Source organism: Catellatospora vulcania, from assembly GCF_009720385.1.
Classification (GTDB): domain Bacteria; phylum Actinomycetota; class Actinomycetes; order Mycobacteriales; family Micromonosporaceae; genus Catellatospora; species Catellatospora vulcania.
Map to the genome: position 1 here is coordinate 1446288 of NZ_WARX01000001.1, position 13558 is coordinate 1459845.

A 13558-nucleotide genomic window follows, 5' to 3' on the forward strand; every position below is an offset into this window, starting at 1 on the left:
CCGCCGTCGCCACGGCCGCCCGGACCAGGCCTTGCCACTACCTGCCATGCTCGGTCCGTGCCGACCGTCTACCGCAGCAGCAAGCGCCTTCGCGGCCGCAGCCGCCGTACCCGCGTACTGCGCACGCTCGGCATCCTCGCGGCCGTCGCCGTCGTGGCCGCCGCCGCACTGTGGCTCTGGCCGGCCGGACCCCGCCCCCTGTTCCAGCTGCCCGCCGCGTGCGGCGAGAAGTGGCAGCTGGGCACCTATCCCGGCCACGGGGCGGACGACGTCGACATGTTCCCGATGTCCGGGCAGTCCTGGGGGCATCCCGTGCTCGCGTCCTACGGCGGGACGGTCGTCGAGGCCGGGATCAACGGCGAGCTGGGCGGGCGGACGCCGCAGAACCCGCAGGGCCCGCGAGGTAGCGGCGGCGGCTACTGGGTCAAGATCGATCACGGCGGCCGGTGGACGACGGTGTACATGCACCTGCTCGAACCGCCGATGGTCGAGCAGGGCCAGCGCGTCGAGCAGGGCCAGCAGATCGGCAAGGTCGGCAGCACCGGCGACTCGGGAGCGGCGCACCTGCACTACGAGCAGCGCCGCGGCCTGGAGACCGTGGAGAGCTTCTTCGACGGCGCGGCCTCCGGCATCACGCACGACGACAAGGAGTACACCGTCCTGCGTACCAGCAACAACTGCGTCGGCAGGAAGCGGTAGCCGACCGGCCGGGACCGTTGCTCATCGACCGCTTCGCGGGCAGGCATTCACTCCCGGAAGCCGCCGATCCCGAACGGTAGGGTGCGGATCGTGGACGGGTTCGAGGGTTTCATGCGCACCGCGACAGGTCACGCTCCCCACCCGTACCAGGCGCTGCTGGCCGCCGACGGGCTGCCCGAACGGCTCAGCGCACCGACGGGGGCGGGTAAGAGCGTCGCGGGCGTGCTGCCCTGGCTCTACCGGCGGCTGGTCGCCGCGCCGGAGAGCACGCCGCGCAGGCTGGTGTACGTGCTGCCGCAGCACAGCCTGCCCGATCAGCTGCACGATCGGATCGGGCAGTGGCTGGGCAGGCTCGGCTACGCCGACGAGGTCGGCCTGCACCAGATCACCGACGGCCGATGGCGGCGTCATCCCGAGCGCACGGCGATTCTCGTGGGCACCCATGACCTGGTGCTGAGCCGCGCCCTGATGCGCGGATTCGGCGACGCGACCGAGCTGGCCCCCGTCTCGTACGCGCTGCTGCACACCGACACCCAGTGGGTCTTCGACGAGATGGACCTGCTCGGCCCCGCGCTGCCGGTGACCGTCGAGCTCCAGCGGCTGCGCGACGAGGTCGGCACGCCCTCGCCGACCAGTACGATGTGGATGTCGTCGGATGCGTCTCTCGCCTCGGTCCGGCGGATCACCCGGCTGGACGTCGACCCCGCGCACTACCTCGACGGGCTCGTCGACGCGCTGACGGCCGCGCATGTCCCCGGCACCCAGACCATCGCCGTGCTCAACACGGTGGAGCGGGCGCGGGCGCTGTACACGGCGCTGCGCGACACGGGACGGGACGTCCTGCTGATCCACCCGCGGTTCCGGGCCGCGGACCGCCGGCGTCTGCTTTCGGAGCTCGGCGAGACCGGGCACGACCGTATCGTCGTCTCGGCGCAGGCGCTGGAGGCCGGGATCGACGTCTCCAGCCGCACGCTCCTGACGGAGCTCGCCCCCGTGAGCGCGATCGTGCAGCGGGCAGGGCGCTGCAACCGCTACGGCGAGCACCCCGAAGGCGGGGACCTGCTCTGGTGCGAGCCGCCGAGCGGCGGAGATCCTGACGCGGCACGCTGGCTGCTCGCACCCGACAGGCCGCCGGTCCGCCCGGACACCCCGCACCGTCCGGTCCTGCGCCTGCGCGACCTGCTGGAGCTGTTCGACACCGCCGAGCCCGACCCGGACGTCAGCCGCTGGATCTGCGACGCCGCCGACCTCACGATGATGGTCGCCTGGCGCGACGGCGAACCCTCCGACGAGCAACCCGGCCCCGGCCGCGACGAGCTCTGCCAGGTCCCGCTCGCCGACCTGCGGCAGCGCGACCACGCCTGGGTGCGGGACCGGTGGGACGGCCACTGGCGGCCCGCGGCGGCCGGGGACTTCCAGCCCGGCGCGACCGTGTTGCTGCAGGCCGAACACGGCGGCTACCTGCCGGACGAAGGCTGGGCCCCGGAAAGCCGCACCCCGGTGACGGCCCTGGCCCCGCCTCCCGGCACGCAGACCTTCGCCTGCACCAGGTGGGTCAGCCTCGACCAGCACCTCATGGAGACCGAGGAGGAGGCGCGCCTGCTCCTCGACGCCCTGCCGGGCCTGCCCGCCGAGCAGCGGGAGGCCGTGGCCCGCGCGGCCCGTTACCACGACCTCGGCAAATGCCACGAGGTCTTCCAGGAGATGCTGCGCGCAGGCGGCGGCGACTTCCCGGACGGCCTGCTGGCCAAGTCCGCAGCCCCCTACAACACGGGCCGCTCCCGCCGGCCGCACTTCAGGCACGAGCTGGTCAGCGCGCTGATCCTGCCGGACGGACAGCCGCTGATCAACTACCTGGTCGCGGCACACCACGGCAAGGTGCGGATCACCGTGCGCCCGGCGGGGGAGGAGGCGCCCTTGCTCATGGGCGTGCGCGACGGCGACCGCACCCCGCCGATCGAACTGTCCACCGGCGAGCGCTTCCCCGCCCGCTCCCTGCAGACCGACATCTTCACGACCGGCCCGTGGACCGAACGGGCCAAGACCCTCCGCGACGGCCTCGGTCCCTTCCGGCTCGCCTACCTCGAGACCCTGGTCCGCGTCGCCGACTGGCGGTCCAGCGCCCGCCACGACGGCCCGGTCCCACCGGGTGACGGCGAACCCGGCCAGGGCGTCGGTGACGATTCCCAGCCTCCAGGGCCGGGCGGGCAGGACGAGATCCAGCGCGGTGGACCGGCCTAGGGCGCGTCCCGCCGACGGGGGCCGAACCGCCGGACGGTCGTGCGCCTGCCCGCGTACGGCGTCCAGCCCTGCGCGGTCAACGCGGCCGCGCCGTCGGCGGCGAACGACAGCCACGCCGAACGCAGCCCGCTGCCGTGCTCGGTCACGTCCTGCCAGGTCTGACCGGTCAGCATCGGTGTCTGCGCCCACGCGGCCTCGTCGCCGAACAGCCACGGCAGGTCGCTGCAGTGCCCGGCCCGGTACGGCGACGCCGAAGGCGGGCCGTCGATGCCGTACGCGAAGACCCGGGCCCCGGCCCCGGCCAGCAGCCTGGCGAACCGCCGCGTCGGCCGGGTGAAAGCCGTCCAGGTCACCATGCCGATGACCCCGTTCTCGACGACGCGCCCGACCAACGGCACCCGCCGGGAGATCGGGCCGCCGGCCAGGAAGTACGCCATCTCGCGCCGGGTGGTGCCGAGCACCACCTCGAGGTCCTGGGCGCCCGCCCGGCACGCGGCCAGCCAGCCGGCCGCGTCGGGCAGCGGATCCGCGCCGGCCACCGGCCCGTACGCCGGGGTGAACCCGCGTCCGGACACGTCCCGTTCGGCCGCCTGCTGCGCCGCGAGCACCTGCTCCAGCGAAGCCGCCAGCGGATCGCCACCGAGCCGGGCGAGGAAGCGTTCGCCCAACCGCCCGGTGTCGGCGGCACCGCCCAGCCCCAGTCCGAGCGGCGGGCTCTGCAGCACGACCCGGCGGAACAGCGGCCGTGCCCGCGCCACGCCGAGCAGGCAGGCGATCGAGTGGGCGCCGGACGACTGCCCGACCAGCGTCACGTTGCCGGGGTCGCCGCCGAGGTCGGCGGCGTTGTCGCGGACCCAGCGCAGGGCCTCGATCTGATCCAGCAGGCCCAGATTGCCGGGGGAGACGCCGGGCGCGGCCAGGTAGCCCAGCGCCCCGAGCCGGGAGTTGACGCTGACCACGACGACGTCGCCCTCGCGGGCGAGCCGGTCGGTCCGGTAGCGGTCCCAGGACCCGGCGCCGGAACGGTACGAGCCGCCGTGCAGCCAGACGATGACCGGCCGCTGCGCCCCGTCGGCCGCCGGGGTGACGATCGTCAGGTTCAGGCAGTCCTCGGACTGCACGCCGATCTCGGGCCGCCCGCCCGCCGAACCGGGCCGGGCCTGCGGCTGCGGGCTGACCCCGCCGTGCTCGACCGCGTCACGCACGCCCGGCCAGGCCGGTTCGGGCACCGCCGGGCAGAACCGCGCCGCGGTGGCGTACCGCACGCCGCGCAACACCGTCAGCCCGTCCTCTCGCCGCCCGCGCAGCGTGCCGCCGCGGACGGTGACCAGCACCTCCGGCGCGGCCGGGTCGGCTGCGGTCGTTTCACCACCGGGAGCGGGGGACTGGGGTGGCACGGGCGATCTGGCCTTTCGTTCGGCGGTCTGCGTCGACGGCCGGACGGGGCGAGTCCGCGCATGACGCGACGACCTCACGATATTCCGGAGACACCGGTGGATGCACCTCGGCGGGGTGCCCGTCGGGTCAGCCCGCGGTGATCGCCTCGCCGTCACGCTGCTGCCCGGGCAGCAGCTGCGCGCCGGGCAGCGCCGCCGCGCCCAGCGCGTTCTCCAGCTGCTCCCAGCGGGTGACCAGATCCGAGATCATCAGCATCATGACGTCGGGGAACGCGTACAGGAACGTCTTGTACCGGTAGTGGTCGAGGTAGTAGAGCTCCACGTCGCCGACCGCGGTGACGGTGGCGGTGCGGGCGCTGAAGAACAGGTCGTGCGCGCCCAGCAGAGCGCCACGGGTCATCGTCGCGCGCTCGTAGACACCGCCGAAGTCGACCTCGACCTGCCCGGCGGCGATCAGGTAGATGCCGTGGGCGGAGTCGTCCTCGCGGCACACGGCCTCGCCCGGGGCGAAGGACAGTTCGTCGAACATCGAGGCCAGGGTCTCCAGCTCGGCCTCCACCAGCGGTGCGAACAGGCGCACCCCGTACGGGTCGACGCCCTCGCGCAGGCACGCCACCCGCTCGCGCAGGTCGCGGTCGTCGATGTGGCTCATCCGCATCCGCGCGAAACGCTTCATGCGGTCGATGTCGCGGCGCTGGCGGCGCGGGGTCTCGGCGCTCGGCGCGGTGTAGAGGGAGGTGTCGCCGCTGATCCGGGCGGCCTCGCGCAGCCCCGACTCGTAGGCGCTGTGCACGCAGCCCCAGTGGTGGCCGTTGGTGGCCTCGCCCGCGAAGAACATGCGCCCGCCGACCGGTTCGGCGAGCACGCCGATGTCCTTGCCCGAGGCGTCGACGCCGATGCAGGTGTAGGAGCCGCGGGCGTACGGGTTGGCGGTCCAGCCGGTGCGGGAGATGTGCTCGGGGGCGGGCACGTCGGGGCCGAACAGGTCCTGCACGACGGTGGCGCTGTAGTCGGCGACCTGCTCGTCGGACCAGGTCTCCAGCTCGCGGCCGAGCGAGCCGCCCAGCAGCATCACCAGGATCGGCCTGCCGTGCGACTTCCACATGCTGATCACGACCGTCGGGTAGCGGTCGGTGTCGCGGCACAGGTAGCCGAAGGCGTACTGCTCCAGCGGCCAGAACGGCTCCGGGAAATGCAGGGCGATCTTGTTAAGGGTGCCGAAGCCGAGTCGCTCGATCGCCGACTGCTTGTGTTCGGGCAGCGGCGGGTCGAAGGCCACGGCCCCGGACTTGAGGACCCCGAGCGGCAGGGTGACCAGCACCCGGTCGGCTTCGTAGGCGCCCTGGTCGGTGACCACCCGCACGGGTCCGTCGCCGGTCTCGATCCGCGTCACGACGTGGTTCAGCCGGATGTCCAGGCCGTCGGCGAGGGCGTCCACGACCGACTGGTAGCCGCGGTGCAGGACGCTGTCGCCGTGCCCGTACACCAGGTAGCCGTCCTCCCAGAATTTCAGCGACAGCCGCCCGGCGTCCTCGGCGACGTCCTCGCGCAGCACCACGTTCAAGTGGTAGCGCACGGCGTGCTCGTCCTCGGGGGCGAAGGCGCGGGCGGCGAGGATCTGCCCGACGGCATCGGCGACCGACACGTCCGGGTGTCCGTGCCTGCGGGCCTGCTCGGCGCGCTGTTCGAGTTCGTGCAGCACGCTGTCGGCGAGTTCCAGGGTGCGGTTCTTCGCGGCCTGGCTGGTGAGCCGCCGATCTGCGCCGAACAGGTCGAGGTTGTCGAAGCCGCCGGTGTAGGAGCTGTCGCCGCCCACGTAGCTGTAGGGGATCTCCAGCCGTTCGACCAGCTCGGTGATCGGGTTGCCGTCGGTGCCGTGGATCCAGTGCGCGCCCAGGTCGACGCCGTCGGCGTCGGTCCAGATGCGGCCGCCGACGCGGTCGCGGGCTTCCAGGACCGTGACGGGATGGCCGAGCCCGCGCAGCGCCTGCGCCGCCGCCAGTCCGGCGATCCCGGCCCCGATCACCAGCACGCGGGTCGGGCCGGTGCCGGGCCCTGGCGGACCGATCGGGAGGTGTTGCCCGTTTTGCTCAGACATACGGAGATTGTCGGGTAGGTGGGCCCGCCGCGATAGAGGCAGAAAAGGGGCAGAACAACCACACCTGCCGCTGCCCGTCCCGTACCGGGGTGCCCGAGGCGCGGCGTAGCATCACCGGCCATGAATCCGTCCCGTGTGCAGCGAGAGCGTCCCAGGTGGTACTTCGAGGCGCCGCTGCTCGTCGCGGGATATCTCCTGTTCGGGCTGGCGCGAGCCGCGGTGGATCGCGGCGAACCGGCGGCGACGGGCAACGCCCGGCTGGTCCAACGCCTGGAACAGGCCCTGCACATCGCGGTCGAGTACCCGCTCAACCACACGATGCAGGCCCATCCTGCCGTGATCCACCTCACGGGCTACTTCTACCGGCTCTGCCTCATCGCGGTGCCGATCATCCTGATCTGGCTGTACGTCGCCCGGCCGGGGCGCTACCGGCAGCTGCGCACCGTCCTCGTGGTGACGACGCTGCTCGACCTGCCCCTCGTGTGGCTCTACCCCGAGGCGCCACCACGGTTCGCCCTGAACGGCATCGTCGACTACATGGCGAACCACGACATCCTCTACAGCGCCGCCTCCCGCGTCCCCCGCCCGGGCGTGAACCTGCTCGCGGCGATGCCGAGCATGCACATCGCCTGGACGACCTGGTGCGCGTACGCCGTGTGGTCGGCGCTGCGCCGGAACAGGCCCCGCGCCGCGGTGCTGTGCTGGCTGTTTCCCCTGGCGACCGCGTTCGTCGTGCTCGCGACCGGTCACCACTACGTCCTGGACATCGTGGCCGGAACGGCCGTCGTCGCCATCGCGATCCAGCTCACCAGGTGGACGGCTCGCCGCAGGCCGACGACGGAGCAGCGGCAGCCGCGCTCAGCTGACCTCGAACACGAACCGGTGACTTGATCGCCCGGCCGGAGCCACGGTGGTGCAGCTCAGCCGGTATACCCGGTCGGGCCGCGCCTGGTGATCGGAGGCGACCACTTGCTCGACCGACGCCTGCGGGCAGCTGTGCGAGAGGGTGACCAGGCCGCCCCAGCCCACCGACCCGGTGGTCAGCGTCGGCTCCCGGCGGCTGACGAAGACCTCTTCGACGGTCAGCTCCCGCTCGGCGTCGATCTCGTCGGTCAGTTCGAGCCGCCCGTCCGGCCGCCAGCGGAAGCGCCGGACCAGCGACCTCAGCCCGGCGACCTGGTACGCCGAGGTCAGGTCGAGATCGAAGTGGACCGTGTCGCCGTCGTCGCGGTAGTCCAGGACCTTCGCCGCCCGGTCCGCACCCGGCAGCTGGACCTGGCCGTCGATCACGGGTACGGAGTGGCCGCGCGCCGACGGGTGCAGGTACTCGTAGCGGCCGGGTCCGAAGTAGCCAGCGGTGTACTCGCCCGCGCCGAGGTCGTCCAGCACGCTCTCACCACGGGTGTGCAGTACGAAGTGGCCGAGGTCGTTGTGGTTGTGCGGCTCGTCGTTGTGGCCGCCCTTGGCGGCGAACGCGAACCGGCCCCGGTGGACCACCCAGGCCAGATCCGGCAGGTGGCTCGTCGTCTCGGCGAGCGCGGCCGGCGCGGCGGGCCGGAACCAGGCCAGGGTGCGCGACAGGTGCCCCCACCGGTAGCAGTGGTCGTCGTGCAACGACGGCACGACCTGCGCGGGCGGGGTCCCGAACCGCTCGGCCAGGCGGGTGAGCAGCCCCGCGGGCAGCCACGGCCGCTCCGAGGCGTCCGAGAACGGGGCGTACGCGCCCCCGCCCAGCGCCACCCGGTGCGGGAACGCCGCGATCTGGGCTACCTTCGGGCGGTCGAGCAGGTCCTCGCCGGTGTGCTCGCGCAGCGCCTCGGCGAAGTAGACGAAGTAGCCGAAGCCGTAGACCCAGTAGTCCACGCCCTCCGCGCAGCCGCCGTCGTCGCCGAACCCGGACAGGTAGCGGTCCATGGCCCGGCGGCTGCGGTCCAGCATCGCGGCCAGCCGGGAGGCGTCGGCGGGGGAGTCGCGCAGCAGCGCCAGGGCCGCCATGCCGGCCGCGCCCGCGCACACCGCCTCCCAGTTGTTGGCGTAGCCCTCCCAGTTCAGCGGCCGGGCGTCGGTGTACGGCACGAACACGCGGCGGTCCACCTCGGCGCGGACCCGGTCGGCGACGCGCCGGTCGAGCCGGTCGCCCAGCCCGGCGACGGTCTCGGCGAGGGTGTGCGCGGTCTCGGCGGCGAACAGGTCCAGGCACTGCTCAGGCCCGCGGTCCTGGTCGGCGCTGTGGCGCACGTGCGCGGGCAGCGCCCAGGTGTGCTCGTCGCAGACCGACCACAGCGTGTCCGACAGCGGCCCGAGGTCGGTGTCCGGGTCGAGCAGCGCTTGGGCGGCGCGGGCGGCGAGCCGGGCGCGGCGGCCGAAGTAGCGCCGCTCGTACCGGATGCGGTTGCCGGTGTCGAAGTAGTCCCGGTACGCGGTGTAGGTGAGCTCCGGCATGGCGTCGTCGGCGGCTGCGGCACGGATGTCGCGCAGCAGCGAGGCCAGCTCGCCCGCCGGGCGGGGGAACGCGACGTCGGGCATCGTCAGCCGCGCGTGCCGCTGGAGTCGCGCACGATCAGCTGTGGGCTGATCAGCACCCGGTGCACGGGCCGGCCCGGATCCAGCAGGCGCTTGGACAGCAGCTGCATCGCGCTCTCGCCGATGGTGTACTTCGCCGGACGGATCGCGCTCAGCGCGGGGTCGGCCAGCCCCGCGACCTCGTCGTCGAACGCGACCACGGCCAGGTCGCCGGGGACGTGGACGCCGCGCTCCTCGCACCGGGCGACCAGCGAGATCGCCTCCCGGTCGGAGTGGGCCAGCAGCGCCGTGGTGCCGGCGGCGAGCCAGGCGTCGATGCCGCGGTCGATCTCGGCGTCCCAGCGGGGGTCGCGGTGATCGGGGCTGATCAGCTCGGGGGCGTCGAGTTCGAGTCCGATCGCGGCGGTGGTCTGCTGCCAGCCGCGCCGCACCGCGGGCGTGTGCGGGCTGCTGGCCGAGGCCAGGAACCCGACCCGGCGGTGACCGCGCGCGGCGAGGTGCCGCACGGCCAGGCTCGCCCCGAAAGCGTGGTCGGTGGACACGGACTCGACGTGTTCCTGGTAGAGGCCGACGGTGGCGGTGCGCTCGATGAACACCACCGGGATGTCCAGCGCGGCCAGCCAGTCGATGAGCTGCGCGGCCTCGTCGCCGAGGGTGGGCGGTGCGATGAGCAGGCCCTGGATGCCGGCGGTCTCCAGCAGCCACGCGGTCTGGCGGCGCACGTCGGCGACGTCGTCGTAGGACGATCCGCGCAGCACGATGCGGACCCCGGCGTCGGGCGCGGCGTCGCGGGCGCCGCGGACGATCTCCGGCCAGTAGTAGTCCAGTGACGGCACGACCATGCCCACAGCGGGCAATGACGCCTCGTCGGTGCCGGCGGACCGGCCCGGCTCCTCGACGGCGACGCTGAAGTGCGGCTGCCCTTCGCCGTTACGGGGCAGCCGGATGCCGCCGTGCACTCTTTCGATCGCGCCTTCGTCGGCGAGCTGGGCGATGTCGCGGCGCACGGTGACGGTGGTGACGCCGAGCGCGCGGGCGATCTCGCTGACCCGCAGCGTGCCGTGGGCGTGCAGGTCGGCCAGGAGCCGCTCGCGGCGCTGGTCCGGCAGCAGCGGGGGCTCGGACAGGGTCACGGATGTGCCTCCACGGTGGTGTCGCGCGCGTCGGGCTCGATTGTGCACGGACGCGGGCCGTGGCACGGCACGCGGCATGCCGCCGTCCGGACGGACTTGACCGGCCCGGACGGGCATCGATGGCGGGATGGTCGCACCGTCGTCCCCTTCTCGCGCTTCAAACGAAGATATTCGTTCACAAAGAAAAGCGCAGGTCTACGCGTTCCATGTTACGACTTCGTAACGGGCACTTGTCGTGCAGTTTCCAGGCTGGTCTACTCATCGCACTGTTCGAACGAACATAAACAAACATATCAGCAAGGCTCTTGGGAACCTGGGGAGAGGCCACCGCATGTACCGTCCGCAGGCACTGCTCGTGATGGGGCCCGAACCGTTCCGGCTCCAATTCGGGCCACAGGAGCTGCAACGGCTGCGGGCGCTCGCCGACCTCGGCGACCCGATCTGGACGGACGACCTCGACGACCCGCACACCCGGGCCCGGCTCGCCGACACCGAGGTGCTGCTCACCTCCTGGGGCGCCCCGACGTTGACCCCGGACCGGCTGGCCGCCGCACCCCGGCTGCGCGCCGTGCTGCACTGCGCCGGCAGCGTGCGCAACCTCGTCTCCGACGAGATCTGGCGGCGCGGCATCCTCGTCACCAGCGCCGCCGAGGCCAACGCGACCCCGGTCGCCGAGTACACCCTCGCCGCGATCGTGTTCGCCGGTAAGAAGGCCCACGTGCTGGCCGCCGAGTCACGGCTGCGCCCGGCCGACTGGGACGCCGTGCACCACCGCGAGGACCTGTCCAACTACGGGCGCACCATCGGCATCGTCGGGTTCTCCCGCATCGGACGCCGCGTCGTCGAGCGCCTGCAGACCCTCGACACCGCGCAGGTGCTCGTCACCGACCCCTACGCCGACCCGGCCGCCGTCGCCGCCGCCGGCGGCCGCCTCGTCGAACTCGACGAGCTGCTGGCCAACGCCGACATCGTCTCCCTGCACCTGCCCGAACTGCCGCAGACCCGGCACACCCTCGGAGCCCGGGAGCTGGCGCTGATGCCCGACGGCGCGACCGTCATCAACACCGCCCGCGGCGCGGTGATCGACACCGCGGCGCTGGAGCGCGAGTGCGCCACCGGCCGGCTCAACGCCATCCTCGACGTCACCGACCCTGAGCCGCTGCCCGCCGGATCGCTGCTGGCCCAGCTGCCCAACGTCATGATCACGCCGCACATCGCGGGGTCTCTCGGCTCGGAGACCCGCCGCCTGAGCGCGCAGGCCCTCGACGAACTCGACCGCCTCGTGCACGGCCAACCCCCGCTCGATGCCGTCACCAGCGAGGCCATGGAGGTGATCGCATGAGCGAGCACAGCAGCCGGAACGGTCTCGCCGGGGGCACGAGCATCTCTCCTCATACCGGCTGGACCCGCGCCGAATGGGCGGCGCTGGGCGACCACCTGCTCGACTCGGCCTGGCGGCACGCCTCGCCCACGGGCGCGCTGATCACGCCGCCCGGCGTGCCCGGCGGGTACGGCGCCGCCGTCGACGGCCTCGAAGGCTTCGCCCGCACGTTCCTGCTCGCCGGGTTCCGCGTCGTGGGCGAGCACGGCAACGACCCGGCCAACCTGCTCGAACGCTACGCGGGTGGCATCGCCGCGGGCACCGACCCGGCCTGCTCCGAGCGCTGGGTCACGCCCCGCGAGCACGGCCAGGCCAAGGTCGAGGCCGCGTCGATCGCGCTGATCCTGGACATGACCCGACCGTGGCTGTGGGACAACCTCGACCCGGCCGTGCAGGAACGGGTCGTCGACTACCTGGCCCAGGTCGTCGGCGACCACACCTACCCGCAGACGAACTGGGTCTGGTTCCGCATCGTCGTCGAGCAGTTCCTCGCCTCCGTCGGCGGCCCGTGGTCACCCGACGACATGGCCGCCGACCTGGCCATGCACGAGTCGTTCGCCCGCGACGGCGGCTGGTACTGCGACGGGGCCGAGCGCAGCTACGACCACTACGCGGGCTGGGCGCTGCACCTGTACCCGATCCTGTGGAGCCGGATGACCGGCGCGCAGGCGCAGGCCGCGCCGCTGCTGCCCGAATACACCCGGCGCCTGGACCGCTACCTGCTCGACGCGGTGCGGCTGGTCGGCGCGGACGGCTCGCCGCTGATCCAGGGCCGCAGCCTGACCTACCGCTTCGCGGCCGCCGCCCCGTTCTGGGCCGGCGCGCTGGCGGGCAGCGACGCGCTCGCTCCAGGGCTGCTGCGCCGGGCCGCGTCCGGGATCGTCAAGCACTTCACCGACCGCGGCGCACCCGACGCCGACGGGCTGCTCAACCTGGGCTGGCATCACCCGTGGCGGCGCATCGCCCAGCGCTATTCCGGCACGGGCTCGCCGTACTGGGCGTCCAAGGGCCTGCTCGGGTTGGCCCTGCCCGCCGAGCATCCGGTGTGGACCGCCGTCGAGCAGCCGCTGCCCGTCGAGCAGGCCGACCAGCTCGCCGTGCTGACCGCGCCCGGCTGGGCGCTGTCGGCGACCGCGGCCGACGGGGTGGTGCGGGTCTACAACCACGGCACCGACCACGCCCGGCCCGGTGACCGCAGCACCGACTCACCGCTGTACGCGCGGCTGGCCTACTCGACCGCGACCGCCCCGGCGATGGACGACGACGGCTGGGACTCCCCGCTCGACCAGTCCGTGGTGCTGCTCGACGCGCACGGCGAAGCCACTCACCGCAGCGGCTTCACCACCCTGGACGTACGGGCCCTCGACGGGGACGCCGCCGTGCTGGCCTCGCGTGCCCGCTGCCGCTGGGTCAAACCGGACCGCAACGCCCCCGACCACGGCTCCGGCCTGCCGGGCGACGCCGTCGACGCGGCCACCGTCACCACCGTGTCGGTGGTGCGCGGCGCATGGGAGGTCCGGCTGATCCACGTCGACCCCGCCGGTGCGCCCGGCTGGGACCAGGTCACGGCGCTTCGTGTCGGCGGCTGGCCGGTCCCGGTCGCAGCCGCCGCCGACCTGTCGAGCCCGGTCGCCGGCGCCGCCGCCCGGGAGACGGATCCGGCCGCGCCGGGCGATGTCGACTTCCGGGCGCCGGGTCTGCCCGCGCCGCAGGTCGAGGCACCCGGCCAGCCTGTCGCCGAAGCCGTCGGCACCACGCTCACCTCGACCGCGGTCGGGCTGCACGGCCTCGACGTCGCCGGAGTGCACACCGTGCACGACGCGACCCCGCTGGCCGAGTGGACCGCCATCCCATGGCTGCAGACCAGGCCGGGTGACACCGGCTGGCAGGTGGCCGCGTTCGCGCTCAACGGCGGCGCGCGTGCGCCGCTGGCCCAGATCTCGGGACCCGAGGACGCGCCGGTCGTCCGGGTCACGTGGCCCGACCAGGCCACCACGACGGCGGCGCTGCCCGCGCCGCCGACCGGCCCGCACCACCACGCACAGAACAGATCCTCCGCCGCGTAAGCGGCCGTCCTTTAGGAAGG

The 13558-nt window shown here is 73.3% G+C and carries 9 protein-coding genes; 5 read left to right on the forward strand and 4 right to left on the reverse strand.

The annotated features are described in order from the left end of the window. The first annotated feature begins 57 nt into the window (after nt 1-57). Complete coding sequence (locus tag F6W97_RS25555; protein ID WP_155372919.1) at nt 58-699, forward strand: M23 family metallopeptidase; 642 nt, start codon at nt 58-60, stop codon at nt 697-699. A 90-nt stretch (nt 700-789) separates the two neighbouring features. Then, nucleotides 790-2940 carry a CRISPR-associated endonuclease Cas3'' gene (locus F6W97_RS25560; protein ID WP_155372920.1) on the forward strand — a complete coding sequence of 717 codons (2151 nt, stop codon included), beginning with the start codon at nt 790-792 and terminating at the stop codon, nt 2938-2940. On the opposite strand, the gene F6W97_RS25565 is transcribed toward F6W97_RS25560, so the two are convergent. Together F6W97_RS25565 and F6W97_RS25570 are read right to left on the reverse strand one after the other, a co-directional pair. Then, entirely contained in the window at nt 2937-4337 is a 1401-nt protein-coding gene (locus F6W97_RS25565) for a carboxylesterase family protein (protein WP_196279307.1), read from the reverse strand. The two genes, F6W97_RS25560 and F6W97_RS25565, sit on opposite strands and share 4 nt — an antisense overlap. Nucleotides 4338-4464: 127 nt before the next feature. Then, entirely contained in the window at nt 4465-6435 is a 1971-nt protein-coding gene (locus F6W97_RS25570; protein ID WP_155372922.1) for an FAD-dependent oxidoreductase, read from the reverse strand. 120 nt (nt 6436-6555) lie between these two features. Between F6W97_RS25570 and F6W97_RS25575 the strand changes: the two genes are divergently transcribed. Next, a complete protein-coding gene (locus F6W97_RS25575) occupies nt 6556-7326 on the forward strand; it encodes a phosphatase PAP2 family protein (protein ID WP_155372923.1) in 771 nt (256 codons plus the stop codon). Here the strand turns inward: F6W97_RS25575 and F6W97_RS25580 are convergent. Next, entirely contained in the window at nt 7294-8961 is a 1668-nt protein-coding gene (locus tag F6W97_RS25580; RefSeq protein ID WP_155372924.1) for a heparinase II/III family protein, read from the reverse strand. The genes F6W97_RS25575 and F6W97_RS25580 overlap by 33 nt on opposite strands. A 2-nt stretch (nt 8962-8963) precedes the next feature. Beyond that, nucleotides 8964-10091, reverse strand: coding sequence for a substrate-binding domain-containing protein (locus F6W97_RS25585; RefSeq protein WP_155372925.1), 1128 nt, complete (start codon nt 10089-10091; stop codon nt 8964-8966). Between the two features lie 331 nt (nt 10092-10422). Between F6W97_RS25585 and F6W97_RS25590 the strand changes: the two genes are divergently transcribed. Both F6W97_RS25590 and F6W97_RS25595 read left to right on the forward strand, forming a co-directional pair. Continuing rightward, nucleotides 10423-11433, forward strand: a complete 1011-nt coding sequence (locus F6W97_RS25590) for a hydroxyacid dehydrogenase (RefSeq protein ID WP_155372926.1) — start codon at nt 10423-10425, stop codon at nt 11431-11433. After that, the gene (locus F6W97_RS25595; protein WP_155372927.1) at nt 11430-13538 is read left to right on the forward strand and encodes a DUF2264 domain-containing protein; all 2109 of its coding nucleotides are present in this window, start codon (nt 11430-11432) and stop codon (nt 13536-13538) included. Before F6W97_RS25590 ends, F6W97_RS25595 begins: the two co-directional genes overlap by 4 nt. The last annotated feature ends 20 nt before the right edge of the window (nt 13539-13558 follow it).